Source organism: Brenneria alni (assembly GCF_003666245.1).
Taxonomy (GTDB): Bacteria; Pseudomonadota; Gammaproteobacteria; order Enterobacterales; family Enterobacteriaceae; genus Brenneria; species Brenneria alni.
The window spans coordinates 1-25,222 of sequence record NZ_MJLZ01000043.1 but is presented as its reverse complement, the minus strand read 5'-3'; the positions used below and the strand labels follow the sequence as shown (position 1 = coordinate 25,222).

General features: G+C 49.8%; 23 protein-coding genes, 1 tRNA gene and 2 pseudogenes. 12 read left to right on the top strand and 14 right to left on the bottom strand.

What is annotated here, in order from left to right:
• Positions 1-268: 268 nt before the first annotated feature.
• The 6 genes from BIY29_RS16345 to BIY29_RS16320 form a co-directional block, all read right to left on the bottom strand.
• The gene (locus BIY29_RS16345; RefSeq protein WP_121576124.1) at positions 269-1,447 is read right to left on the bottom strand and encodes an amidase; all 1,179 of its coding nucleotides are present in this window, start codon (positions 1,445-1,447) and stop codon (positions 269-271) included.
• Positions 1,448-1,457: 10 nt separating this feature from the next.
• Entirely contained in the window at positions 1,458-2,453 is a 996-nt protein-coding gene (locus BIY29_RS16340) for an ABC transporter ATP-binding protein (protein WP_121576123.1), read from the bottom strand.
• Positions 2,454-3,491: an ABC transporter ATP-binding protein gene (locus BIY29_RS16335; RefSeq protein WP_121576122.1), complete on the bottom strand. Its 1,038-nt coding sequence runs from the start codon at positions 3,489-3,491 to the stop codon at positions 2,454-2,456.
• Positions 3,492-3,493: 2 nt separating this feature from the next.
• On the bottom strand, positions 3,494-4,393 hold the full coding sequence (locus BIY29_RS16330; RefSeq protein ID WP_420808428.1) for an ABC transporter permease: 900 nt from the start codon (positions 4,391-4,393) through the stop codon (positions 3,494-3,496).
• A gap of 2 nt (positions 4,394-4,395) precedes the next feature.
• Positions 4,396-5,349, bottom strand: coding sequence for an ABC transporter permease (locus BIY29_RS16325; protein WP_121576121.1), 954 nt, complete (start codon positions 5,347-5,349; stop codon positions 4,396-4,398).
• A gap of 82 nt (positions 5,350-5,431) precedes the next feature.
• The gene (locus BIY29_RS16320) at positions 5,432-7,105 is read right to left on the bottom strand and encodes an ABC transporter substrate-binding protein (RefSeq protein WP_121576120.1); all 1,674 of its coding nucleotides are present in this window, start codon (positions 7,103-7,105) and stop codon (positions 5,432-5,434) included.
• A 336-nt stretch (positions 7,106-7,441) separates the two neighbouring features.
• On the opposite strand from BIY29_RS16320, the gene BIY29_RS16315 reads away from it, so the two are divergent.
• On the top strand, positions 7,442-8,467 hold the full coding sequence (locus BIY29_RS16315; protein WP_121576119.1) for a LacI family DNA-binding transcriptional regulator: 1,026 nt from the start codon (positions 7,442-7,444) through the stop codon (positions 8,465-8,467).
• Positions 8,468-8,553: 86 nt separating this feature from the next.
• Here BIY29_RS16315 and BIY29_RS16310 read toward each other — a convergent pair whose 3' ends face one another.
• Genes BIY29_RS16310 through BIY29_RS16290 form a run of 5 tightly spaced genes read right to left on the bottom strand, consistent with a single transcriptional unit; the run spans position 8,554 to position 12,222 of the window.
• A complete protein-coding gene (locus BIY29_RS16310; protein WP_121576118.1) occupies positions 8,554-10,635 on the bottom strand; it encodes a heavy metal translocating P-type ATPase in 2,082 nt (693 codons plus the stop codon).
• Complete coding sequence (locus BIY29_RS16305; RefSeq protein ID WP_240630176.1) at positions 10,632-10,928, bottom strand: YtxH domain-containing protein; 297 nt, start codon at positions 10,926-10,928, stop codon at positions 10,632-10,634. Before BIY29_RS16305 ends, BIY29_RS16310 begins: the two co-directional genes overlap by 4 nt.
• On the bottom strand, positions 10,912-11,226 hold the full coding sequence (locus BIY29_RS16300) for a magnetosome protein MamC family protein (protein WP_121576116.1): 315 nt from the start codon (positions 11,224-11,226) through the stop codon (positions 10,912-10,914). The genes BIY29_RS16305 and BIY29_RS16300 overlap by 17 nt, the downstream gene beginning before the upstream one ends.
• A complete protein-coding gene (locus tag BIY29_RS16295; RefSeq protein WP_121576115.1) occupies positions 11,210-11,878 on the bottom strand; it encodes a YtxH domain-containing protein in 669 nt (222 codons plus the stop codon). Before BIY29_RS16295 ends, BIY29_RS16300 begins: the two co-directional genes overlap by 17 nt.
• Before the next feature lie 17 nt (positions 11,879-11,895).
• Complete coding sequence (locus BIY29_RS16290; RefSeq protein WP_121576114.1) at positions 11,896-12,222, bottom strand: HMA2 domain-containing protein; 327 nt, start codon at positions 12,220-12,222, stop codon at positions 11,896-11,898.
• A 255-nt stretch (positions 12,223-12,477) separates the two neighbouring features.
• Here BIY29_RS16290 and BIY29_RS16285 point away from each other — a divergent pair, with 255 nt between their 5' ends.
• Positions 12,478-12,843, top strand: coding sequence for an HMA2 domain-containing protein (locus BIY29_RS16285; RefSeq protein WP_121576113.1), 366 nt, complete (start codon positions 12,478-12,480; stop codon positions 12,841-12,843).
• A 92-nt stretch (positions 12,844-12,935) separates the two neighbouring features.
• On the opposite strand, the gene flhA is transcribed toward BIY29_RS16285, so the two are convergent.
• Entirely contained in the window at positions 12,936-15,107 is a 2,172-nt protein-coding gene (gene flhA, locus BIY29_RS16280; RefSeq protein WP_121576134.1) for a formate hydrogenlyase transcriptional activator FlhA, read from the bottom strand.
• A gap of 838 nt (positions 15,108-15,945) precedes the next feature.
• On the opposite strand from flhA, the gene BIY29_RS16275 reads away from it, so the two are divergent.
• The gene (locus tag BIY29_RS16275) at positions 15,946-17,253 is read left to right on the top strand and encodes a dicarboxylate/amino acid:cation symporter (RefSeq protein ID WP_121576112.1); all 1,308 of its coding nucleotides are present in this window, start codon (positions 15,946-15,948) and stop codon (positions 17,251-17,253) included.
• A 77-nt stretch (positions 17,254-17,330) separates the two neighbouring features.
• Here BIY29_RS16275 and hypT read toward each other — a convergent pair whose 3' ends face one another.
• On the bottom strand, positions 17,331-18,221 hold the full coding sequence (hypT, locus tag BIY29_RS16270; protein WP_121576111.1) for a hypochlorite stress DNA-binding transcriptional regulator HypT: 891 nt from the start codon (positions 18,219-18,221) through the stop codon (positions 17,331-17,333).
• A 148-nt stretch (positions 18,222-18,369) separates the two neighbouring features.
• On the opposite strand from hypT, the gene cuyB reads away from it, so the two are divergent.
• From cuyB to BIY29_RS16235, 7 genes and pseudogenes are all read left to right on the top strand, one after another.
• Positions 18,370-19,086 carry a cysteate racemase gene (gene cuyB, locus BIY29_RS16265; RefSeq protein ID WP_121576110.1) on the top strand — a complete coding sequence of 239 codons (717 nt, stop codon included), beginning with the start codon at positions 18,370-18,372 and terminating at the stop codon, positions 19,084-19,086.
• A gap of 102 nt (positions 19,087-19,188) precedes the next feature.
• Positions 19,189-19,518: pseudogene (locus BIY29_RS16260) on the top strand (response regulator); the annotation flags it as partial.
• Between the two features lie 95 nt (positions 19,519-19,613).
• Positions 19,614-19,895, top strand: a pseudogene (locus tag BIY29_RS16255) (iron ABC transporter permease); the annotation flags it as partial.
• Positions 19,896-19,942: 47 nt separating this feature from the next.
• A complete protein-coding gene (gene fbpC / locus BIY29_RS16250; RefSeq protein WP_121576133.1) occupies positions 19,943-21,019 on the top strand; it encodes a ferric ABC transporter ATP-binding protein in 1,077 nt (358 codons plus the stop codon).
• 149 nt (positions 21,020-21,168) lie between these two features.
• Positions 21,169-21,244: transfer RNA gene (locus BIY29_RS16245), tRNA-Asn, on the top strand.
• Positions 21,245-21,423: 179 nt separating this feature from the next.
• Positions 21,424-22,674: a tyrosine-type recombinase/integrase gene (locus tag BIY29_RS16240; protein ID WP_121576109.1), complete on the top strand. Its 1,251-nt coding sequence runs from the start codon at positions 21,424-21,426 to the stop codon at positions 22,672-22,674.
• A 284-nt stretch (positions 22,675-22,958) separates the two neighbouring features.
• Positions 22,959-23,189: a hypothetical protein gene (locus tag BIY29_RS16235; RefSeq protein ID WP_121576108.1), complete on the top strand. Its 231-nt coding sequence runs from the start codon at positions 22,959-22,961 to the stop codon at positions 23,187-23,189.
• A gap of 16 nt (positions 23,190-23,205) precedes the next feature.
• Here BIY29_RS16235 and BIY29_RS20295 read toward each other — a convergent pair whose 3' ends face one another.
• A complete protein-coding gene (locus BIY29_RS20295; RefSeq protein ID WP_170158961.1) occupies positions 23,206-23,355 on the bottom strand; it encodes a hypothetical protein in 150 nt (49 codons plus the stop codon).
• A 393-nt stretch (positions 23,356-23,748) separates the two neighbouring features.
• On the opposite strand from BIY29_RS20295, the gene BIY29_RS16230 reads away from it, so the two are divergent.
• Both BIY29_RS16230 and BIY29_RS16225 read left to right on the top strand, forming a co-directional pair.
• Complete coding sequence (locus BIY29_RS16230) at positions 23,749-24,228, top strand: Hcp family type VI secretion system effector (RefSeq protein WP_039280041.1); 480 nt, start codon at positions 23,749-23,751, stop codon at positions 24,226-24,228.
• Position 24,229: 1 nt separating this feature from the next.
• Positions 24,230-25,084, top strand: a complete 855-nt coding sequence (locus BIY29_RS16225; RefSeq protein ID WP_170158960.1) for a DUF4225 domain-containing protein — start codon at positions 24,230-24,232, stop codon at positions 25,082-25,084.
• Positions 25,085-25,222 lie beyond the last annotated feature (138 nt).

Genomic DNA, 25,222 nt, shown 5'->3' with positions numbered 1-25,222 from the left:
AGAAAGGAATTGTGACCAATGTATAATTTTACACATATAATACACATATAATGATTTTTCAAAATACAACCAATTGATAATATTGATAATTAAATCAAAACCAGTCGCAGCCATGTAACCAAAGTGTGATCTATGTTGATTTATCAGTATTCAACGGAGGGGCTGATACCTGGCGCAGAAAATAAGTAAAGGCGAAACAATAAAGGATGGCGGCAAAGGTCAACGGGGCTAGCTATCACAGGCAAGCGGCCCCGCCTCATCTATTTTATCAACATGCCGTGACCCGTGCGGCGGCTTTAATCAGACTCAGATCGCTGCCGCGCGGGCCAATCAGGGAAACGCCCAGCGGCGCGCCCTCTTTCTGCGCCAGCGGCAGATTGATCTGCGGTATCCCGCACAGTACGGCGAACACCAACAGGTGATGGGACAAACGGCGGGTTTCTTCGATATCCGCCTCATCAGCGTTCAGCAGCGGCGCGATGTCCGGCACCGTGGGCAACACCAGAATCCGATTCCCCACCAGCGCCTGCCAGGTTTCGCGCAACTGTTCGCGCACGCGGCAGCTTTTGAGGTACTGCTCATCCGTCACTCGTGCGCCCCAGGCAAAGCGTCCGGCGACATCCGGCCCCAATACGAAACCATAACGCGTGATCGCTTCTCCATGCGCCATCCAGGCTTCACGCCCCTGGATAAACCGAAACGCCTGATAGGCATCTTCCAGTGAAGGCAGATCGCCGTCTGCGGACAGCAGCGGCAGCTCGCCGGCGACCGCTTTAATTTTTTCCAGCGCGGGCCGCAACGCCGTTTGCGAGGCGTCGGACAGCAGCGCGAACAGCGCATCGCCGATCACCCAATCCGGCTGCGGCGGCAACGGCGCGTCGTCTTCGCCCAGCAAACATTCCCCCACCAACGCGAACAATTCAGCGTCACGGGTAAAATACCCCGCCGTATCCATACTGCGGCAAAGTTCCTGACAACCTTCCAGCGAAATCCGACCGTGGCTGGGGCGTAATCCAAACAAACCACAGTAACTCGCCGGTGTGCGGATCGAACCACCAGTATCTGTCCCAAGGGCAAAATCACACAGATAATTAGATACCGCCGAAGCCGACCCCGATGACGACCCGCCGGGAATACGCTCAGGCGCCGCGCCATTACGCGGAGTGCCATAATGCACATTCTTGCCGCTCATGGAAAATGCCATCTCGTTGGTATGTGTTTTCCCCACAAATTTAGCGCCCGCATTCAGCAACCGTTGTACCGTTGGCGCCGTGCGCTGTTTTATCCCCGACATGGCAAGAACATGCGGGTTCCCGCCCCCGGTCGGATAACCAGCCACATCAAACAAATCTTTAACCGCGAAGGTAAACCCGGACAACGGACCACTGGGCGAGTGATCGACTGCAACGGTTGGATAGGGCATAAAAGCGAAAGCATTATCTTGCATTGCCGTTCCTTTAATTAATCGTCAATACGGGGTTTGTCATCCAGTGATGACAGTGGATCTGATGCCCGTCCGTGACATTCTGGATAACGGGTACCTGGCCGCAGCACTGATCGCTGGCGCAGGGACAGCGAGGCGCAAAAGCGCAACCCGCGGGCAGACGGGTCAGGTCTGGGGGAGAACCGGGTATGCTTATCAACCGTTCGCCTTTCGTCAGCCCGGCTTTAGGTCGGGTTCCGAGTAATACCTGAGTGTAAGGATGCCGGGGATTGTCCAATAGCGCCGCCAGAGGAGCCTGTTCAACGATGCGCCCGCCATACATCACGGCAACACGGTCAGCCACCTCTACTGCCGCGCCGATATCGTGGGTAACGAAAATGATCGACAGGCCCAGCGCCTGCTGTAACTCTCGCAAGAGGATCAGAATCTGTATTTGCACCGTCGCATCCAGTGCGGTCGTAGGCTCATCTGCCAACAGCAACTGTGGTTGGCAGGATAACGCCAGCGCGATCATGGCGCGTTGCCGCATACCGCCGGACATTTCATGCGGATAGGCCTCAAGCCGTTGTTCTGGACTTGGAATGCGTACACGGCGCAAAGCTTCCAATGCCGCACGCCGGGCCTCATTGCGGGAAAGCCGGCGATGCCGGCGTAGCGCCTCGATAATTTGCTCGCCAACGGTATAAACCGGATCCATCGCTAATAAGGGTTCCTGAAAGATCATTGCCGCCACCGGGCCACGTAAGTCCTGTAGCTGCCTTTTTGACAGCGACATCACATCCTGCCCGGCAATATGAATCCGGCCTTCGATGGTAGTCGTTCGCTCAGGATGAAGACGCATCAAAGCTCTCAACGTGACGCTTTTACCCGAACCCGACTCCCCGATAATCGCCAGAACCTCGCCGCGCTCGACATCAAAGCTAACGCCATTTACCGCAGATACTGTCTGGTTACCTCGCCGGAAACGCACATTAAGATCCTGAACGCTAATCATGGGTTGAACTGCCATTCATGCCTCCTTAATCAGAATAATGTCGGCAGGGCTTTGTGAATGTCCGGCCCCCGGTTCAATCATCAGGCAAGCGGCGGAATGATGGTGTGCCGCCGTGTATAACCGCGGCTTCTGTTGACGACAAATAGCCTCGGCATGGGGACAACGGGTATGGAAACGACAGCCAGACGGCGGTTCGATAGGACTCGGCGGATCGCCCGATAAAGGTGAATTCAGCGTTCGCCGGGTGGGATCCATCGATGGCATGGAACTGAGTAATGCGCGGGTATAAGGGTGCCGGGCCGTTGAAAAAAGGGCCTCCGCAGGCCCAATTTCAACCACTTCCCCAAGATACATCACCATGATACGGTCTGAAAGATATCGCACCACATGTAAATCATGGCTGATAAAAACATAGGTCAGGTTCAGGCTATCTTTCAGATCCAATAACAAATTGATGACCTGCGCCTCTACCGACTTATCCAGCGCGGATACGGCTTCGTCGAGGATCACCAGCCGGGGATCCACGGCCAATGCCCTGGCGATATTCATCCTCTGTCGCTGCCCACCTGATAGCTCATGAGCATAACGCCCGGCAAAACGTGACGGTTCCAGCCCTACGCGTGCCATCAGGTCACGTGCGCGCTCCTGAGCTTGCCGTTTACCGACGCCATGAACCAAAGGACCGAACGCCACGGACTGTTCCATCGTCAGACGCGGATTCAGCGAGGAATAGCTGTCCTGGAACACCATTTGCACCTGACGCCGATAGCTGCGCAGCGGCAATGCGTGATTGCCGACAGATTGTCCATCGAAAATTAACTCGCCGCTATCGTGTTCAATCAATTGCATCAGTATGCGGGCGGTGGTGGATTTACCACACCCCGATTCACCCACCACACCAAGGGTTTCACCTTTCAGTACAGTAAAATCAATACCGTCTACCGCACGTACCAATGTACGTTTCCCCAAAACGCCTTTAACCGGAAAATGCTTGACCAGTTTCTGCCCTATAAGCAGAGGCTGGGCTGGCCCGCCAATATCATGGTTGTGCATAATCAACTCCGTATCGCCATCGCCATGCGCAGGCGATCGGCCAAAATGTTAAAGGAAATTGAGGTAATAAAAATCATCACACCCGGCAATGCCGATACCCACGGCTGGGTATAGATAGCGGTGCGCAGCGTATTCAGCATCAATCCCCATTCCGGCTCTGGCGGGCTGACCCCCAACCCCAGAAAAGAAAGGCCCGAAGCCAAGATCATCGATACCGAAATCAGCCCGGTGGTAAAAACGAAGATAGGCCCCAGGACATTTCCCAATACCTGGGTATATATAATGGTGAATGCCGAAGCCCCGGAGGCGCGAGCGGCCTCGATATAATCGCGATTACGCACCTGAGTGGTGACGCTCTCCGCAATGCGTGTCACCTGCGGTACAAAGACCAGCGTCAAGGAGATCAACGCATTAACCACTCCGGCTCCCATAGCGCCCGACAAGGCAATGGCCAGCAGCACGGAAGGAAAAGCGTAGAAAATATCGATAGTACGCATGATCACACTGTTCAACCAGCCACCCGCGTAACCGGCAATAATGCCAATCACCGAACCGATAAAAAAAGCGATCGCCACAGGCGTGATACCCATAAATAAAGACAGCCTGGCTCCCAGCATAAGACGCGAGAGCATATCGCGGCCCAGTTCATCAGACCCAAGCGGGAACCCAGGGGAACCAATAGGCTTCAGCCGTTTGAACATGGAAGTGGCATAGGGATCGCCATGAACAATCCACGGCCCGAGTATTGCCAGTACCAAAAGCAATAAAATCACCGACCCTGCGATCAAGGCCGAGGGATCACGAATCACCCGCCCTAACACGATACGCCAATAACCAGGGGATTTTTCTTCTGGCGCCAGGACAGGCGCGGCCTGATCAACTAGATTGATATTCAGGTTCATGGTCATGCCCTCTTGATGCGCGGATCGAACAATGTTTGCAGTATATCCACCAGCAGATTAAGCAGGACAAAGAACAGGGCCAGTACCCAGATAGTGCCTTGCAGCAAGGGTAAATCACGCTGAAAAATCGCTGAATTGAGCAGAAGCCCGGTCCCCGGCCAGGCAAAGACCGTTTCCACCAGAATGGAACCGCCCATCAGATAGCCTATTTGCAGCCCCATGACCGCCAATGCAGTAGGGGCGGCATTCTTGGCAACGTGGGTAAACAGCGCAAATTCACCGATCCCTTTAGCCCGCAGCCCGACAATAAACTCCTGTGATAACGTTTCCGCCACCTGAACGCGTACGGTACGCGCAATAATTCCCGTCGGAATGACCGACAACGTGATAGCAGGCAACAGCATAAATCGCAGGTGGGCCCAATCCCAGGCCCAGCCTATCTCGCCCATTGGGCCACCCCCCGTCGCAGGCAGCCAGTTAAGCTGTGAAGAAAAAATGATTACCAGCAGCATCCCCAACCAATAATGCGGCACGCTGACGCCAAAGATGGAAAAAGCAGAAGCCATCCGGTCGATCCAACTGTCCTGAAAATAACCCGCGACGAAACCGAACAGGCTTCCCAACACAAACCCTATAACCGACGCCAGTAATGCAAGGCGTAACGAATAACTCACCGCATTCATGACTTCACTGCTCACCGAACGGCCACTGGCAATCGACGTTCCCAAATCGCCCTGCACGGCGTGCCAGATCCAGAGTCCGAATTGCACAGGTAAAGGCTTATCAAAACCATAGTCCTGGATCAGTTGTTGCCGTAGTGCTTCGGAGGCATCCGGCGGCATAACGGACACCAAGGGATCACCGGGAGTCATGTGCACCAGCATAAAACAGACCAGCGCCACACCAAGCAAAATGGGTGTTGCCAATAACAGACGACGAATAATAAAGGCAAGCATGGCAAACCTCGCAGGCCAGATATGAAAATGAATCTCTCATTTCGCCACCCCGTCATACCGGGGCGGCGGCAAGCGGTGCGAATCAGTTTTGCTTTGAAACTGAAGTGAGATCGATCATCCAGTTCTGCGCTTGTACTACGCCGGTAACAGCAGGCGAAATAGCCCGGGGCGCCATATCATGGGCGACAAACAAAAAGGGCGTTTCGTCGACCATTTCCCGATGCAATTCAGCGGTAGCGGCGTCCAGCGCTTTGGGATCAAACGTGTTACGCGCTTTACTGATCAACGCCTCGATTTTCGGCGTGGTGAAATAGCCCCAGTTTGTGGAGACCGGCGGGAACGTCTTTTCACTGGCAAAACGCATCAAACCAAAGAAGGGGTCCATGACCGCCGCGCTGACGTTAATCGCATCAGCGCCCTGGGCCGCCGGATCTTTGGCGCCAAGACGCCAGCTACTAAATAAGGTGTTCCATTCCGTCACCACGATATTTACATCGAAATAGCAGTTCTTCAGGCTCTGCTGGATATATTCATTCATCGGCAACGGCTGCATTTGACCAGAACCCGACGCGGAAGTAAGCACTTTCACTTTTACCGGTTTGCCGGCACTAAAGCCGGCATCACTCATCAATTTGCGTGCGGCGTCTTCGTCATAGCGGATTTTAAAGTCAGGGTTGCCATACCAGGGCGAATCTTTCTCATACATCCCGGTGGCCTCTTGCATATAGCCCCCCAGGTAAGACTTGAGTTCACTGCGATTCAGGCAAAGATTCGCCGCCTGCCGGACACGTTTGTCCAGCCAGGGGGAACCCGGCGCAAAAGACAACTGCCACGGCCAGATATGCGGCTGTGCGTTGGCGTAAATTTTAAATCCTTTACTTTTAATCTGATCCATCGCATCGGGCGCTGGCGCCTCAATCCAATCTACCTGGCCGGACAGCAATGCAGCCGTGCGTGCATTGGCTTCCGGCAATGGGATCAACATGACGTGATCCACTTTGGGTATTCGTTTGGGATCCCAGTACTGCGGATTTTTATCCAGCGTCAATTGCTGCCGCGGTACTAGTTTATTCATTTTAAATGGTCCGGTTCCTACCGCATGAAGGGCAAACGCGCTCCACGCCTGTTTGGCACGTTCAACCGGATCGCTGACCGCCGCAGGAACGGCATCAAAATCTTTCTGCCAGGCAGAGGGGGAAACGATAAAAAGATTGGTAAGGTTGAACGGCAAGATCGAATCTGGCTCACTGGTGGTTAACTCAACGGTCAAATCATCTACTTTACGCGCCGATCGTAACGTTGGCATACGGGAAGCCGTATTACCGATTTGAGCAGGCGCATATTGCTGGCTCTGTTTATTTAAAACTTTATCCACATTCCAGACGACGGCATCAGCATTGAACGGTGTGCCATCATGGAATTTGACATCAGGGCGCAATTTGAAAATCCACTTGGTGTGATCCTGAGGATCCACCGCCCACTCGGTGGCCAATCCAGATACCAGTTCACTGGGTTTTTCACCCTGTGATAAATCCCATTCCACCAGTGAGTCATACAGCGTAATACCGGTAAAACGATTGCCCTCATAACCCTGGTCCGGCTGGCCTAATGTCAGAGGAATATCGCCTGCCGTCATAGCGATTCGTAATGTGTTATCAGCAGAAACGGAGAACGGCGTCCATGCACTAACAGCCAGGACGCAGGCTACGGTCAACTGTGTAAAACGAGGCGAACAATGGTCGGTTTTATATGGCATCTGGACAGTTTCCTCATGTTGGTAAAGTGTCTAATCACCACTGACGCAATGGATATACCAACTTTTTTTAGTGATGCCGCCGACAAACAACATGTAAAAACAAATCTTTTATTATCAAATAATTATTTCTATAAAAAATTTTAATAAATTCATACCCAAACGTTTGGGTATATTATCAAACCACAATTTGATACAAAATGGCGCACCCCTCACCAATCCGGTGCATAGCCATATTCCGACAGGTTATCGTCGCCCCTTCTGAGGATTTGCGTACAAAAAAAGTATCATCAGAAACCGACGACGCTCCTTGCTATTGATGTTTAAAAAGGCCACTCAATGAGAAAACGTCCCGCCACATTACGCAGTATCGCCGAACAACTGGATGTTCACGTTTCCACAGTTTCGCGGGTACTTAACGGTGATATTGAGCAAGCTGGCAGCGCGGCCTCAAAAGAGACCATCGAACGTATCCGTGAATTAGCCACTAAGCTGGGTTATCAGCCAAATCCCCATGCCATCAGCCTGAAGACCCGGCACAGCCGCGAGATTGCGGTTCTGGTCCCCCAACTCTCCGATATCGTACTGGCAACGATTTACGAAGGTATCGCCGAAGCGGCCAGTGATAATGACTACACGGCGTTTGTCGCCAACACTCTGGATCGGCCTGAACGCCAACGACGCCTGGCCGAGAAAGCACTGGCACGCAATGTGGAAGGCTTGATCATCAGTGACGCCCATTGCACACCCGGAGAAAATTTCCTTGGCGAACTGGAAGAACGGCGGGTTCCGTTTGTGCTGGTCAGCCGACGCAAAGACACATTATGTTCCGTGACGTCGGATGATGAATTGGGCGGGCGCATGGCGGCACAACACTTGTTTGAACAAGGACATACGCGGGTGGCTATCATTGCCGGACAGCCTTACAGCGGTAATGCGGTTGAGCGCGTCACTCACTTTGTAAAATTCTACCGCGAGCAAGGGATCGCTATTCCTGCCCATAATATTATCCACGGTCCATTCGATGCCGCGACGGGCTTCGCTATTGGTGAAAAATTACTGGCGCAATCCACGCCGCCAAGCGCTATTTTTGCCGTTAACGACTTTCTGGCTATTGGGCTGTTTGGTGCCCTGCGCAACCGCGGGCTGATCGCCGGACGAGATATTGCCGTCGTGGGTTATAACGATACGCCGCTGGCAGCGCATTTACAGACCCCGCTGACCAGCATCAGTACCAGTATGTATGCGCAGGGCTATCTGGCTGTAGAGACATTACTTAAGCGTATTGCCGGAACACAGGCCGAATCATACCGATTCCCGCCCAACATGACGATCCGAGCGAGCAGTCAATGCGGGCCGTCATAAGGTTTGCGCACACGTGGAACCTATCCCAACAGGCGTCATTATCGCGGGAAGTTTGAACCCTGTACGCCCCCCGGATGCTTTTTCCGCTAGCTGCGGTTTTTGGCGGCCAATGAACGAAGCAGCACCCCTAGCGTGGCGCCATTGTGTAATAACGCGCTGGCCGTCGGTTTCAACCAGCCCATTGCCGCCGCCAGCATGATAGTGCTATTCACCCACTCCGTCAGCCGGATATTACTGTTAACCAGCCGCATCGCTTCCTGCGCCATTTCACAGGCGGTAACCACACCGTCAAGCCTGTCCTGCAACAATACCGCATCGGCGGCCTGCTGCGCCAACTCGGTGCTTTGGTTCATCGCCATGCCCACGTCAGCCTGGGTTAATACCGGAGCATCATTGATGCCGTCGCCGATAAACAACACCCGATGGCCCTGCTGTTGCAGAGTACGTACAACGTCAACCTTGCTCTCAGGTGTCGCCTGGGCAAAAAAGCGATCGATCGATAGCGCTTGCGCCAATTGCTGCGCTTTTTCTGCTTTATCACCCGTCAGCAGGACGATATTTTTCACCCCCAACTCACGCAGCCGTTGAATCACTGCGGCGGCCTCTTCCCGGATGTTATCCTGCAAGCCAATCATCCCTGCCAGACGATCATCCAGGCCGATGAACAACAGGTGACGCCCCAGCGCTTCCAGTTCGGCAATTTCATTTTCAAACGGTGTGAAATCAATACGATAGTGACAACTCAGAAAGTGACGGCTACCAATCACCATGCGATGATCGTCCATCTCGGACTGTAAACCGTGGGCAATGATATATTCCACTTCACCATGATTAATATGCGGCAACGCATGATCTGCCGCCGCCGCCACCACCGCTTTCGCCAGCGGATGATTACTGTGTTCTTCAACAGATGCCGCAATAGCCAGCAAACGCTCGGCCCAGATCTTTTTCGGATCGAAACTGACCACATCGGTGACCAGCATATCGCCATGCGTCAGGGTGCCGGTTTTATCAAATACCGCCGTATCAACGGTTGCCAGTTGTTCAATCGCCCTGCCCCCTTTGAGCAGTAATCCCTGACAAGCCGCACGGTGCATCATCGATTTAAACGCAATCGGCGTGCTCAGTTTCAGGGCGCAGGAGTAATCCACCAGAAAAACGGCGGCCAAACGCTGCCAGTCGCGGGTTAAGGCGAAAACCGCCGCGCCAACACCCAGGGTGATGGCTACGCGTCTGTCGGCCATCTGTTGGGTAACTTGCTGTGTTTCACTGCGCTGGCTCAGAGAGTCGCTGATAAAGCGCCGGATATGGGCAGTGGACGATTCATCGCCAACCCGTTCAGCACGAACGGTGATATTGCCATCCTGTACTTGCGTACCCGCATAGACCCAGGCGCCACGCTCCCGGCGTACCGGCACGCTTTCACCGGTCATTGATGACTGATTAATCAGCCCTACGCCGCGCAGAACCGTACCATCAGCGGGAATATTGTCTCCCGGGCCCAACAACATCAAATCGCCATTAACCAGCTCACCGCTCTGAATTTCCTCACGCCCGCCTTGCCGTTCAACCCAAACAGAATGTTCCCTGGGTTGCATCAGATCGGCCAGCAGAGCATCGGAATGACGGCTGGTTTCCTGCTCAAGATACTCACCGAGTGTCAGTAGGGACTGGGTGATCATCGCCGTACGGTGATCGCCCCGCGCCATCGATAACCCCAGCGCCATAGCATCCAGAACTTCAACTTTCAGTTGACCATGAGCAAGGCTTTCCGCCCCTTCGGCCAACGTGGGCGCGGTCAGCAACAAGGCAGGCAGCGCGGCCCAATTTTTGGGCAGTATCTGGGCCAGCGCAACGCCCCCAAGATTGAGCAGATTATCGCTATTGCAATATTCAGTCTCATAGCCCCCCTCGGTATGCGTCTGCCAATCCAGCGCCTGCGCTTTCTGCCACAGGGTTTCGCCTTTGGTCTGTACGCGGTCATAGGTGATGACTGCGGAACAGGCTTCAGGACGCAGGCGAACACCATTAACGCCGCTGAAAGACAGCAGTTGGCGTTTCAGCCAGGCCAGACTCTGCGGGTAGTCGCGCATCTGTGGAATACGCAGGCGTATCCGCCCCGGTAATTGATGAACCAGCGTGATGGTTTCAGACAATTGATGGATCACTCAGCATCCTGTTCACGGTTACGGTAATACTCTAACTCGGCCTGCAAATCGGCCAACCGCTCTTTCAGCTCTTCCACTTCGCCACGAACCGTACCCCATGCTTTGCTGGCCGTGGCGGTGATCCCTTGCTGGACTTCACGGTTACTCAGCAAATAGGCAATGGCCGCCCCGGCAACCACGCCGGTAAGCAAGTGAGCTTTGCCGTTGGCCTGACGATAAGACGCTGGCGGCACCGGCGCATACACCGGATAATAAGGGTAGTACGTATAGGGATAATCAGGCTGTTTCATCATTTGCTCCCTTTTTACTTATCGCGTCCATCAGATAGATACCGGCGGCACCGGCGCCCAGCAATGTCAAAAACGTCAACGCAGGGCGACCGGCGGTCGCATTGGCGACAGCCATCACCACGCCACCGACCGCTCCCCCTTTGGCGGCGTCGCACATGACGGCGGCAGCGGTCTGATGCAGCGTTTTTTCGCCATTCTGATAGTGACGCCATTGTTCAACACAGGCAGCCGTGGTGCCTACCAGCGCCCCGGCAATAACGGCCCGGCTCACCGGGCTGAGGCTGTCACGATTGTTGCTCATCCTGCGGCTCCTCGTTTGCGGGTTGTCCTTGCTGACGATGGCGCTCTACCGATTCATTAAAGCCCTCTTTCCCGGCTTTCAGCGTGTCGCGGAAAATAGTCGAACTGGTGGTTGCGGTTTCTTTCAAGGTTTCCGCGCCGCTTTTCACCCCGTCTTTGACTTTAGTTCCGCCGGTTTTAAGCAAATCGCTGGTGCTGGCAACGGTTTGCAACAGCATATTGCGCACGCCTTCGTTGGTTAACAGCAGCGTGACTGCGGCGCCAATCATCGCGCCCTTCCAGAATTCTTTATCATCCATACCAATCGTCCCGATAATGTTTTTCAGTATCCCTGCCTGTTCACCCATCATATTTTCCACCATGCTTTGCGCCTGACCGTTCCAGTCAAAAGCGGGCTGTGCAGGATGGTGATGAGAAGGTTGTGGAGGCGTCGTAGCCTGCGGCGGCATGGGATATCCCATTGGCGGCGGGAATCCCGGCATCATTTGCGGATACCACACAGGAGGTTGAGGCCAATGCATTGGCTGCTGTTGAGGTGCAGCCGCCGCCTCAGGCGCCGGGGATGCGGGCGGGTAATAAGGATGGTACGGGTAGCCAAATGGCGGGTAATAAGCGCCCCCATGATTTACAGGATTGCTATTATCATTGCTCATATTCGATTCCTTAATGATTAGGATGACGGCAAGAGCGACTGAACCAACTGTTCCAGCGCTTGCCGGGCCGCTGCATCATCCGCTCCGAAAAGCTGCGTCAACACCGCCGGCTTGATTTGCCTGGCGTCATACTCCAGCAGCAAACTCCCGGTGTGGGTATTGAGGGCATAATGGCGCAACGCATTTTCGGGGTGGCATAACGCCTCCAGTTTTTCCAGCTTTCCCTTGCCGAGACTGGGGATCAGCCGGTTGGTGAAACGTAAACGTATACGTCCCGGTATATGATGTTCTACCGCGACAAAACGACGCAGCAGCATCAGTCCGCTTAAATCATCTGGCTCCATACTGCTTCCTACATCGGCTACACATGGCGGACATTGTCCATCTAACTGCCTGGCATCAACGGCAGGCAAACGCAAAAACCTTACAAACATTGCCATTATCAGCCGGTGTTGTTTTGATTCTTTGCGGTTTATCAAGTGGCTTTGGCTTTTGTGAGCCGTAGGGCAAAAAAACAGCGGATTTACCGGCAATCAGTAGACAAGCTAATATTGGTAACGTAAATTATTCGCATTATTATTCCCGTATTTGAGGTTGCCATGACCCCCTACCTGCACCAGACCCAGAACCGTATTCGTGTACGTTCCGACTATATTCAGCGCAATCCCAAGCAGGTAGCACAGGTTGTCATGCAACTGGGGCTGATGGAGGGTGTGCAAGCGGTCACCCATCGTCTCTATGCCGGATCGGTGGCTATCTGTTTTGATAGCCAAAAAGTTTCAGTTGATCAATTACTTGAGAAATTTGAACAGCTTGGTTGGCTGCGTTCGGCTAAAGACAAGGACTACATCAACAGCACGATCCGTCGTGGCGCCAAAACCCTGCTGAAAGGCCTGGCGATTGGCGCATTAAAACGTACCGTAGGCGGCCCGATTATTACGGCAATGAGCGTGCTGGCCCGCTGATAAATCAGTCAGTCATTACTGATATGACGATAGCCAAAAATTTCAAGATGCAGGAAGGCGGCAAACGAGCAACTCCCCGGTAAACACGCCATTCACTCCATAGTCTCTATCGTTTTGACGGAAATTCCCATACGCTGCATACGCGATAACAATGTCGTGCGTTTCAAACCCAGTTTTGCGGCGGCGCCTTTTGGCCCGGCAACAATACCGTTGGTTTCTCTCAGCACCCGAATAATCCGCTGGCGTTCAGACTCTTCTTCATCACTCTCCATCACGGGGGCAGCCACCTGCGTATCTAGCCCAATAGCGGGGGATGGCTTAGGCGCAGTCAAAGGAGACGGGTGATATTGCAATTCAGCCAACTGCAGATTTAGCGTGGCGCCCCTTGTGAGGATCACCGCCCTTTCGATAACATTCTCCAGCTCGCGCACATTGCCCGGCCAGGGCAGTTTGCTAAGTTGACGCAACATTTCAGAAGGAATGCTGTCAATGGTCCGGTTCATCCGACGCGCAATCTTACGGGTGAAAAATTTTGCCAACAACGGGATGTCTTCCGGTCTGTCACGCAGCGGCGGTATCACGATAGGAAAGACATTCAGGCGGTAATAGAGATCACTGCGGTATTCCCGATCAGCGACCATCTGTTTCAGATCGCGATTGGTAGCGGCAATCAGACGCACATCAACCGGGATAACTTTGCTGCCGCCCAGCCGTTCTATCTCCCGCTCCTGCAACACGCGTAACAATTTGGGCTGAAGCTCCAGGGGAATATCACCGACTTCATCCAGAAACAGCGTGCTGCCATTCGCCAGTTCAAAACGCCCCTGCCGCTGATTCGTCGCACCGGTAAACGACCCTTTTTCATGCCCGAACAGATCGCTTTCCAATAAACCGGAAGGTATCGCCGCACAATTCATTTTCACCATGCGTTTGCCGTTACGCGGGCTAAGGCTATGAATAGCCCTGGCAATAAGCTCTTTACCGGTTCCGGTTTCCCCCAGAATAAGCACGGTACTGTCACTACCTGCCACCATTTCCACCTGTTCCAGCACATGGCGGATCGCCGCACTGCGGCCAATAATTTCACCAAAGGCTTCTCCCTCCAGGCTTTGGTGATGCTCGGTCAGTTGTTCCGTCAGATAGAAGTTCTCATGAATCAGGCTGTCTTTCAGGCGGGTAATCTGTTCGTAGGCCAGCGCGTTATCCAGCGCGATGGCGATACGCGACGCAATCTGGCGCAGTAATTTCATTTCCGCATCATTGACCGAGAGATTGCTGCGGTGAGCAAGCTCCAGCACGCCCAGTACGCGATTACCGAAAGCCAGTGGCAGCAGGCAGGCATGTTTTAATTCGCTGTCGAACCCTTGCGCCAGATAACGTGGCTGACCGGGCTGGATAATAAGATCACGGTTATTGATTAGCATCACCTCGTTGTTACGCATCACTTCAGCGGCCCGCGTTTCCGACAGTTTCAGTTCCCCCATGCCTAGTTGCGGTGAATGCCCGGCAAGATAGTGCGTGGCGTAATACTTCAGTGTCTTATCGTCGTCATCGCCATCCCGCAGGGCCAGTGCCACAAAATCGATACTGAAAAAACGATGGATCTCCTTTGAAACCTCCTGCGCCAACGCCTTTAGTTCCAGCTTGGAAATAACCGTGTTAGTCACATCAACCAAAATACGGAAATGGTCACGCTCATGGCGCAATTTCTCTTCTTCACGCTGCGCCAGCGCCCGTTCACTGATGTTTTCCAACACCAGCGAGATCACGCCGGACAGCGCCTGAAAAAAGGCAATCTCTCTGTCATCGAACCGGCTGCCGTCGATTTTAATAAACTCGACGCCGCCCAACGCCCGGTGCGGCGTTGATAAGGGCAATTGGCAATAATCACTTAACCCGGCATAAGCGGGTTGCTCCATAAGATGGGGAAAATCACGCTGGAAGTGAACTTTGTCACAATGCAGTAGCGTATGAGTGTTCCATACCACACCGCCCGGCCCATCTATTAACAGCAGGGCTTCTTCACTACAGATCGTCTTATTCGCCTTGCGATCGCGGCGATAAAACAGCGTTTGATTATGTAATGGATCGATCAGTAAAAGATTAACCCGGCCAAACCGCACGACCGAAAAAGACAAACCATCCAGCACCTGTAACAGTGAATCAACACTGCGTTGCTGCAACAATGTCTGTGACACTTTCAGCAGAGCATCCTGCCACAAAATGGACAAACGTGATGGGGAATCCGTCAGTCTTATCGCCATAACCACCACAATAAAGTCACCATGATCGATAAGGTCAATAGTGTAAGGACTAACTTGCGGAAATCCTATGTCACCACGCCAATTGCTTGATCTGAATCGTGGTTAGCAACCACGATTCAGAACTTTCTCTGTGCCAAAGAATAATAAGAATCATTTATCAGGCCAGCGGCGTCGGCTGGATGTCTGAGGCACGACCGCCAGGCTTATTTTTATTTTACCGCCGGATACCAGCAACCAGCGATATTACCTCACCATCGCTTTATTAATTAACATAAATATCACCTGTAATTATCATAATAAGCACAAATACTTTCCATTTTTTATTGCGGAAATAATAAACAGCGTCAAAAATTATTTATCAAAAAGATTTACTGTCAGGCAGATACTTATCTCCCTGATAAAGATTCACTGAATGATATTGTCATCAAGCGACCGTTCTGATGAATGAAAACCGAACAAAATTCAATTTATTGCTAATGTCCGTATCATTATAAGTAAATCTGATAAGTCAGTAAGCCGGTGCTGAACACCGCAGTATATTGGGTTGTTTTTTATGTTTTTTTCAAAAAAATCATCCCACCTGCTCATCCACGAGCTATCCATTATTTTCATAACTGTTCAATATGTATGCTTTTTTCGCATTAAATAGTTATAATTTGCATCTCGTCACACAGAAAAAAACGGCAAAAAATCAGAATCAATGTAATATCTCGCAGGCAGACACAACACCCCAACAACAATCAGGGTGCTGGTTCAGTGCGTTCATGGAATACGCATCGTTCCCACGCTGTAATAATACTGTGTGTTGTCTGAATCTATTCACCAACATGAGGTCAATATGCAAAGGCAGAAGTTAGTTATACAGATAGCCATCGCTATCTTATTAGGGATATTCGTAGGATGGCTATGTCATCAGTACCTTGACGGCGGACGTGCAAAAGAAATCGCCTCTTATTTCAACATGGTTACCGATATTTTCCTGCGTTTGATCAAGATGATCATTGCACCGCTGGTGTTCGCCACGCTGGTTTCAGGCCTGGCCAGTATGGGCAACTCTTCTGCGGTCGGACGTATTGGCCTGAAAGCCATGATCTGGTTTATCACCGCCTCTTTCCTTTCCCTGCTCATCGGTATGGTGCTGGCTAATTTCTTCCAGCCCGGCGCCGGTATGAACCTGGAAGTGCCCGTCAATGCTGCACAGGTCGCTACCGGCCTGAACACCGATGGCTTTACGCTTAAGAGCTTCATCAGCCACATTTTCCCGAAAAGTATCGTGGAAGCGATGGCAAACAATGAAATTCTGCAAATTCTGGTGTTCTCGTTGTTCTTCGGTTCAGCCCTCGCTTATGTGAAAAACAAGAACAAAAGCGCCTCGGCGATAGCCTCCATGATCGAAGAACTGGCGAAAGTCATGTTCCGTGTGACGGACTATGTGATGGGTCTGGCGCCGATTGCAGTGTTTGCCGCAATTGCGTCTGCCATTACCACTCAAGGGCTGGGTCTGCTTTATGACTTCGGTAAACTGATTGGCGAGTTCTATCTTGGTCTGGCATTGCTGTGGGCCGCGTTATTCCTGGTTGGCTATGCCTTCCTCGGCAAACCGATTTTCACCCTGGCGAAACTGATCCGCGAACCGACCATGCTGGCTTTCGCTACCGCCAGCAGCGAGTCAGCCTATCCGAAAACCATGGAAGCGCTGACTAAATTTGGCGTGCCAAAGAAAATCACCAGCTTTGTGCTGCCGCTGGGTTACTCGTTCAACCTTGATGGTTCAATGATGTATCAGTCATTTGCGATCCTGTTTATCGCTCAGGCATACAACATTGATTTAAGCGTGACACAGCAAATCCTGATTCTGTTAACTCTGATGATCACCAGTAAAGGTATGGCAGGTGTCGCACGTGCTTCCGTGGTGGTGGTTGCCGCCACGCTACCGATGTTCAGCCTGCCGGAAGCGGGTATTCTGCTGATTATCGGTATCGATCAGTTCCTGGATATGGGTCGTACCGCCACTAACGTGATTGGCAATAGTATCTCTACCGCCGTTGTCGCCAAGCTGGAAAACAGCATTGGCAAGCCGGAGGAAGAAGAAGTGGATGAAGCAGGAGAAGACATTGCCTATGAAGAGGCCAATGCGAGCCGGTAATTAACCGTTCGTTTTGCTTCGGGATGGCGGTCTGATTGGCCGCCATCTTCTTTTGGGAAACCTGAGGCTGGCAGAGGTTACTGTTGATTCAGGCTCTTCATATAGCGCCAGAATTTTTCTGACGCCATGTTCAACCGGGTATCAAGACGATAAATATAGACGCCCATCTGCATTACCGCATGTTCCATATTGATAATGGCGAGCGTCTTTTCTTTCAGCTCGTCCTGAATCGAATAATCCGGCAGCCATGCGATACCGTATCCTTGTTTGGTCATCCGCTTAAGCAAATCACTCATTGAAGAGACAAAGGTAATCACAAATTTATCGTTGTCGATGCCAGCAAGATAACGGTTTACCTGACGCCCCATATAGCTTCCGTCGGTATAATTCAGCAACGGTACGGTGGGCGCATTAATGTCAAATAGCGGTTGCCCGCCGCTATCACAGGCACAGACAGGATAAAGACGCGACTCCAGTATTTTCTCATGCATAAAAGGCTCAGACATCAGTTCTTCATTATAAAAAGAGAAGATAAAATCGCTTCGGCCTTCTTTAAGATTTAATACCGCCTCATCAACATCAATCGATTCAACATAAAATATCTTCTCCTGCGATTCTGGTACGCTCTTTAATAACTCAGGCATAATGAAAATTGACAACGAATGGGCCGCGGCAATGGTGATTTTGTTTTTATAATTACTACCGCCATGCAGTTTATTCAGTTGATATTCTAAATCATCCAACGTATTGCGAATATGCGCGTGAAAAACGCGACCTTGTTCGGTTAATTGCAACGGCGAAGAGCTACGGTTAAATAGCTCAAAACCAATTGCACTTTCCAACGCACGAATACGGCGACTGAATGATGACTGAGAAATATTTCTTTTTTCTGCGGCAACGGTAAAACTGCGAAATTCCTCCAGCGCGATAAAATCATAAAGCCACTTTGTTTCGATATTACTAAGCATAATATTTTACCGTGTTGTTAAACCCAGAAAAAGCATAAGGAAGCGAGTTGCTATGCAAATCATACATAGCTAATGGGAATTTAGCAATTCACATTCCCCGGCAACATGCGATTATTTGTTTACTTACAGCATCCCAGGGGAAAATAACATGAAGGGCTTAGTGGGTATTCTTGGAGGCATGGGGCCGGGCGCAACGGTTGATGCGATGCAAAAGCTGATAAAAAATACGCCGGTATACCGCGATCAGGATCATATTCCGATGATTGCTGTTTCCATCCCGGATATTCCAGACAGGACAGAATGCATTCTTGATCATAGTGCGTCACCGCTGGAAAAAATGATTCAATATATGAAATTATTAGAGAATGCCGGTGCTGAGTGCATTATTATTCCGTGCAATACCGCGCATTACTGGTTTAATGAATTAAAATTACATAGCCGTGTAGAAATGATCAGCATCATTGATGCGACCTGCCAACTCATTCAGGATAAGAAAATATCCAGCGTTGGATTATTGGCCACCACCGCCACTATTAAGGCGCAGATTTACCAGGGCAATTTGGAAAAAAGTGGTATTGCCTGCTATGTGCCAACGGAGGGAGAGCAAAGCGCGGTGATGGACAGTATTTATGCTTATAAGTCCGGTGACGCTCAAACCGCCCACCGTATACTCACGCCAATAAAAAATCGTATGCTGCAAGACGGCGTTGAAAAAATCATTCTGGGTTGTACAGAGCTTCCCCTTATTCTGGAGCAGGAAATAAAAACAGCGCCTGAAAGCTATATTGATGCTACCGAAGCGTTGATTAAAAAAACCGTCGCCTGGTATTTCGCACATCCCCACCCAAATGAGGTCGCCGCCTGAAAGATTGTTAACTCGCTTCCATTTTTATTTCCTGCGGTTGCTAAGAGCAGGATTGCTGCGCATCATTATATTCTTGTGACCTTGGGTTAACGTGGCTCTACCATGATTAATGTGGCGCTGATAGACGATCACATCGTTGTACGTTCTGGCTTTGCACAGCTTCTGGCATTAGAAAAGGACATTCAGGTTATCGGGCAGTATGACTGTGCTGCGCAAGCATGGCCGCACCTTCTCAAACACCCCATTGACGTGGCGGTTATTGATATCGCCATGCCGGATGAAAGCGGCCTGAGCTTATTAACCCGCCTGCGCCGGCAGCGTTCCGGCTTCCGCGCCATTATTCTGAGCATCTACGACACCAGCGCTTTTGTACAAAGTGCGTTGGACGCAGGGGCAGGCGGTTATCTCACCAAACGTTGCGGCCCTGAAGAGGCTTAAGCTGGCTGGCGCTGTGGACCATCAGCTTTTATCTGAGTCATAACGCCCAACAGGCAGCGCTGCTGCTGCCGCAGGGACTACGGCTAGCGCTGATGATCCTGTTGCCGCTGCTGCGCCCGGCCATCCTGTCGGCCCTGATCTACGGCTTCGTGCGGGCGATTACCACCGTCAGCGCCATTATCTTTCTGGTTACGCCGGATACCCGCGTCGCCACCTCCTACATCCTTAACCGGGTGGAAGATGGTGAATACGGCATGGCGATTGTCTACGGCTCAATACTGATTGTGGTCATGCTGACCATTATTTTCCTGTTTGACTATCTGGTCGGTGAAGCGCGGGTTTCCCGTTCCAAAGCCCAGAACAGCGACTAAGCGGAGTGATTACCTTGAATATTGAAAATAAAAAAACCTCGGGAACGGTGTCTAACGCCGCTTGCGGCGGCCAGGACGCCTATCATAAAACTTTTGTTGAACTGAAGCAGGTTACAAAACGTTTCGGCCACAACACCGTCATTGACTCGCTGAATCTGGCCATTCCACAAGGGAAAATGGTGACGCTGCTTGGCCCGTCCGGCTGTGGCAAAACCACCGTACTCCGGCTGGTTGCCGGGCTGGAAAAGCCGACGGATGGCCAAATTTTTATCGACGGCGAAGATGTGACAAATCGCTCCATCCAGCAACGCGACATCTGCATGGTGTTTCAGTCCTATGCCCTTTTCCCGCATATGTCGCTGGGCGAAAACATTGGCTACGGACTGAAAATGCTGAGGCGTCCAAAGACGGAGATTACCCAGCGGGTAAAGGAAGCGCTGGCGCTGGTCGATCTGGAAGGGTTCGAAGATCGTTTTGTCGATCAGATTTCAGGTGGACAGCAGCAGCGCGTAGCGCTGGCCCGTGCGTTAATCCTCAAGCCCAAGGTGTTACTGTTTGACGAACCGCTGAGTAACCTGGATGCCAACTTACGCCGCAGTATGCGTGAAAAAATCCGCGAGCTGCAACAACAGTTCAACATCACCTCGCAGTATGTGACGCACGATCAGAGTGAAGCTTTTGCGGTTTCCGATATGGTTCTGGTCATGAACAAACGAAAAATCATGCAGTTAGGCGCACCGCAGGAGTTGTATCGTCAGCCTGCGTCCCACTTTATGGCGAGTTTTATGGGGGATGCCAACATATTCCCGGCGGCAATCTCTGATGACAGTGTGGATATTTACGGCTATAAGCTGCCTCGTCCGCAAAGTTTTGCCGAGGGACTGGGTGAATGTACCCTCGGCGTTCGCCCTGAAGCCATCACGCTCGGCCAGCAAGGCGAGGAAAGCCAGCGCTGCACAATTACTCAAGTCGCCTACATGGGACCACAATACGAGGTACAGGTAGAGTGGCACGGGCAATCGCTACTATTACAGGTCAACGCCACGCAACTCCAGCCCAACCCAGGTGATTGCGACTATTTACAGATTCACCCCTACGGGATGTTCGTACTGGCCGATAAATGATAGCAAGGGCGGCAATCCGCCCCCCTTTACTTCCGCCTCATCCCATATCACAGCACGTTGCGCATTCTCTCGACAAACAGATCAAACTTAGGGTTTCCGTCTTTGACATGCACGGTACTCCCCGTTATGATGCGCCCCGTTCACACGATTCCTCTGTAGTTCAGTCGGTAGAACGGCGGACTGTTAATCCGTATGTCACTGGTTCGAGTCCAGTCAGAGGAGCCAGATTAAAGGAGACAGACGTCTATTGACGTCTGTTTTCTGCATTTCAAACAAGTACTTATTTCCCTTTCTTCGTCTATCGACGTCTACCCAAAACGCTCTACAGCTACACATCATTGATGGTAGATTGGTTGGCACAACCGGTTCGATTTGCCTTGTACCATCAATCGGAGGGCTGAACGATGGCGCTGACTGAGGTAAAAATCAGAAAAACAAAGCATTCCGACAAAGCTGTGAAACTAACAGACGGCAACGGTATGCACCTTCTTATCCACCCAAACGGCTCGAAATACTGGCGTTTGCAGTATCGTTTTGCTGGTAAGCAGAAAACCTATGCGCTCGGCGTCTATCCGACTATTTCTCTGTCAGAAGCCAGAGAGCGCCGTGATGCTGCCCGTAAGCTGTTGGCTAATGGTATCGACCCTTCTGCCAAAAAGCAGGAAGACAAACTGGAATACAGCGGCGCTTTCTCTTTTGAAATCGTCGCCCGTCAGTGGCACGCCTCCAACAAAAAATGGTCGGAAGAGTATGGTGCCAAGATCCTCCGTACCTTTGAAACCTATATCTTCCCCGTCATCGGCAAACGCCATGTCGCCGATCTGAAAACCCGCGACTTACTGGTGCCTATTAAAGTGGTTGAAGACAAGGGCTTCAACGAAGTGGCAATGCGCCTGAAACAACGCACCACAGCCATCATGCGTTATGCCGTTCAGCAGGGGATCATCGATTACAATCCCGCTCAGGAGATGTCAGGTGCCGTTAACACGGGTAAACGTCAGCATCGCCCAGCCCTTCCCTTTGAGCGCTATCATGAATTTTTAGGACACATTGACAGCTATAAAGGTCGTTTGCTCACCCGACTGGCCGTTCAGCTCACCCTGCTGATTTTTATCCGCTCCAGCGAGCTTCGTTTTTCCCGCTGGTCAGAGATCGATTTTAAAAAATCGTTATGGACAATACCGGAAGAGCGTAAAGCGGTTAAAGGGGTGAAAAACTCACATCGTGGTGCCAAGATGAAAACTCTTCACTTTATTCCGCTCAGCAAACAGGCCGTTGCCATCCTGAAAGAAATTTATCAAATCAGCGGTGAGCATGATTTTATTTTCATTGGCGATCACTATGCAGATAAGCCGATGAGCGAAAACACGGTCAACAAGGCATTAAGGACTATGGGCTACGATACCCGGAAAGAAGTTTGTGGTCATGGATTTCGCACAATGGCATGTAGTTCCCTGATCGAATCAGGATTATGGTCAAAGGATGCCGTTGAACGTCAGATGGGGCATCAGGAGCGTAATAATGTCCGGGCAGCCTACATCCATCAGGCTGAACATCTCGATGAGCGTAAGCTGATGCTGCAATGGTGGGCTGATTTTTTGGATGCAAACCGTGATGGCGTGGTTAGGCCGTTTGAGTTTGCTCAGAAGAGATAAATTTTACTGCCAAGGATGGCTAGTTAAAAAATTACTCTATCCATTTAAAAATAGGAAAGATATATTTTCATGCGGCGATATATATCACACTAATGAATAATCATAAATCATCTCTATATATTTACATATAGACACTGATTTATGATTCAATTAATCTATCAACGAGGATTAACCTCTTATAGCCGAATCCTTATATAGTTAGTGTGTTCAGGAAAGAGAATTCTCTTTAAAAATATGGAAGAGGAGAATTCCCACCGAACCTAAAATTATAAAAAGGAAGTAATATGAAAGAAAAAATTACGGTTATAGAACTTAAAGGTCAGTTAGAAGATGGGTTAGTCGTTGCTGGTTTCATCAAAGAGCGATTAAGAGAACTAATTGAGCTTCTTGATGAAGCATACATTGGTCAAGAAGAACTTTTTAAAGAAATCAATTATTTAATCTTGCAGTATAAAGAATTGGTTTTGGTAGCTGAGACATATAACCCACTCACTACAGAAAATGACAAGTGGTAATATGAATAAGCCCCAATTAGTGGGGCTTATTTTTAATAAATTCCTTCCTAGCTGGATCAAAATTATATCTCTTGTTAATTTCATCAACTTTTTTTTCAGCATATTTTAAAAAATCCTTATGCTTTTGCCATTCTTCATCTCTAATTTCTTTACCGTATAGTTTCACGATCTATCCTTATTTTTAACATCTTCACTATTTATATACCACAGATAAAAAACAAAGCAATAAATATAGAGCAATACCTATTGCATATTTTTTGACTCTGAAAGGTGAATAATTGTTCTATTTTAGCTGATACCCCAAAAAGTACCCCAACGGATTTTGTGTGCAATTTAAGGCTTACGTTTATAGGCGGTTAAGGGATACTGTTCTCTTCTACTAGAATTAAATTCTATTTAAATAATTATCACAATAATTATAATTCAAGCAACCATTTAAAGTCATACACATTGTACGATAACGGCTATTGACTCGTTGACTAAAAAATGCAGAAATTACCCCCCCATAAGGAAAAAGGATTTATGGGGCAGGATTATGGATAATATTAAGGAATAAATAATGGCAAATTTGATCTATCTGAAACTCACTGGCATCAAACAAGGTCTGATCTCTGCGGGTTGTTCAAGTGCAGACTCGATTGGTAATAAATATCAGGCTTCCCATGAAGATGAGATTTTTGTTTATGAGTTAATGAACCAGATAACAAGACAAGATAATGTTTCACTCTCCCCTGTAGAAATCAGAAAGCCAATAGATAAAGCCACCCCGCTTCTGGCACAGGCATTGAATGGTAATGAAAAACTAACCTGTGAGTTCTTTTTTTACAGAACTTCTCAATCAGGTGGTAATGAACTCTATTTCAAAATGGTGCTAAGAGATGCGGTTATCAATGATATTCGCTTTTTCGCCCCAAACTCATTAACACACAACGAATTACAGCCTCAGGAAAATATTTCATTCAAGTTCGCATCGATTGAATGGGAACATGTAGTTGCACGGACAAGCTCTTATATCTTATGGAAAGATGTGGAATATTAAGATGAGTATCGATTCGGCACATCAATTTCACTTTTTAGAGGAAAGCAACCGCCTGAGGAGGGTTGCTCTGTTGGCTTCCTCTTTTTTCATTCAAGATAAAACACTAAGGATGCGTTATCTTCGTGAAATTGAGGATTTCATCAATGAAACGGAGATGAAACTTAAGTCATCAACAATTAGTTTTTTTGATAAAAATCATATCCTTCATGAATTGGTAACCGAGCGTGAGGAAACAGAAAGAGACTACCAAAAGCTACGAACGGGTGATTATGTAAAATATATCGTTACGGATATATTTGAAGACCAGGGTGTTTTGAAATACACCAAAATCGCATCTGGTGTTGTTGCGGGTGGTTTTCAGGCATTTATGGGAGTTCAATTATATAGATTGGGAAAATATCTCAATGTAAAGCATTTTAAATCATTCGGAGTTTTATTAGTTTCTCATGGCGGTAATAACATCTATGAGTCATTAAGTCCTATTATACATGATGGGGAATATAGTTCGGGAACAGTCAGAGACATATACAGAGGTCTTGCATCTTTAGCTGGATATAATAAAGATACCGGAGATGCCTTGTATAGTTTTGGTGATTTGTCCCTCACCATTTACGCCTCTTTAAGAACACCAGTCTTAGTCGACAGTCCTACCCGATTATTATCAAGGGGATTTCTGGAAAGACCCAGGATAACAAAATTATTTAAGTATGCGCATTCAGACTTCAAGCCTAAATATACTGCCGCAAGTAGCATAATGAAGGTCTATATGGTAGGGGGTTCTGCCTACAAAATATATGCTGAATTTACAGATGAAAATTACCGCTTAGGTGATAAGTTGTCTCTTATACACATCTGAAAAAAAAAAAATATGTAAAATTAGAAAGTATACTTTAAAGTGATATATAATATGTCAATTAATAATATGAGAATCTATCTTAACATCTCATTCTCTACTATAGACAACGTATGTGTAACACTAATCTATATGTCTGTG

What these genes read in the sequence shown, in the direction of transcription:
- BIY29_RS16345 (WP_121576124.1), bottom strand. Translation starts at nt 1,447, where the DNA reads ATGCAAGATAATGCTTTCGCTTTTATGCCCTATCCAACCGTTGCAGTC.
- BIY29_RS16320 (WP_121576120.1), bottom strand. Translation starts at nt 7,105, where the DNA reads ATGCCATATAAAACCGACCATTGTTCGCCTCGTTTTACACAGTTGACC.
- BIY29_RS16275 (WP_121576112.1), top strand. Translation starts at nt 15,946, where the DNA reads ATGCAAAGGCAGAAGTTAGTTATACAGATAGCCATCGCTATCTTATTA.
- BIY29_RS16295 (WP_121576115.1), bottom strand. Translation starts at nt 11,878, where the DNA reads ATGAGCAATGATAATAGCAATCCTGTAAATCATGGGGGCGCTTATTAC.
- hypT (WP_121576111.1), bottom strand. Translation starts at nt 18,221, where the DNA reads ATGCTTAGTAATATCGAAACAAAGTGGCTTTATGATTTTATCGCGCTG.
- flhA (WP_121576134.1), bottom strand. Translation starts at nt 15,107, where the DNA reads ATGGCGATAAGACTGACGGATTCCCCATCACGTTTGTCCATTTTGTGG.
- BIY29_RS16325 (WP_121576121.1), bottom strand. Translation starts at nt 5,349, where the DNA reads ATGCTTGCCTTTATTATTCGTCGTCTGTTATTGGCAACACCCATTTTG.
- BIY29_RS16225 (WP_170158960.1), top strand. Translation starts at nt 24,230, where the DNA reads ATGAGTATCGATTCGGCACATCAATTTCACTTTTTAGAGGAAAGCAAC.
- BIY29_RS16235 (WP_121576108.1), top strand. Translation starts at nt 22,959, where the DNA reads ATGAAAGAAAAAATTACGGTTATAGAACTTAAAGGTCAGTTAGAAGAT.
- BIY29_RS16240 (WP_121576109.1), top strand. Translation starts at nt 21,424, where the DNA reads ATGGCGCTGACTGAGGTAAAAATCAGAAAAACAAAGCATTCCGACAAA.
- cuyB (WP_121576110.1), top strand. Translation starts at nt 18,370, where the DNA reads ATGAAGGGCTTAGTGGGTATTCTTGGAGGCATGGGGCCGGGCGCAACG.
- BIY29_RS16290 (WP_121576114.1), bottom strand. Translation starts at nt 12,222, where the DNA reads ATGGAGCCAGATGATTTAAGCGGACTGATGCTGCTGCGTCGTTTTGTC.
- BIY29_RS16335 (WP_121576122.1), bottom strand. Translation starts at nt 3,491, where the DNA reads ATGCACAACCATGATATTGGCGGGCCAGCCCAGCCTCTGCTTATAGGG.
- BIY29_RS16340 (WP_121576123.1), bottom strand. Translation starts at nt 2,453, where the DNA reads ATGGCAGTTCAACCCATGATTAGCGTTCAGGATCTTAATGTGCGTTTC.
- BIY29_RS16305 (WP_240630176.1), bottom strand. Translation starts at nt 10,928, where the DNA reads ATGATGAAACAGCCTGATTATCCCTATACGTACTACCCTTATTATCCG.
- BIY29_RS16315 (WP_121576119.1), top strand. Translation starts at nt 7,442, where the DNA reads ATGAGAAAACGTCCCGCCACATTACGCAGTATCGCCGAACAACTGGAT.
- BIY29_RS16285 (WP_121576113.1), top strand. Translation starts at nt 12,478, where the DNA reads ATGACCCCCTACCTGCACCAGACCCAGAACCGTATTCGTGTACGTTCC.
- BIY29_RS16230 (WP_039280041.1), top strand. Translation starts at nt 23,749, where the DNA reads ATGGCAAATTTGATCTATCTGAAACTCACTGGCATCAAACAAGGTCTG.
- BIY29_RS16300 (WP_121576116.1), bottom strand. Translation starts at nt 11,226, where the DNA reads ATGAGCAACAATCGTGACAGCCTCAGCCCGGTGAGCCGGGCCGTTATT.
- BIY29_RS16330 (WP_420808428.1), bottom strand. Translation starts at nt 4,393, where the DNA reads ATGAACCTGAATATCAATCTAGTTGATCAGGCCGCGCCTGTCCTGGCG.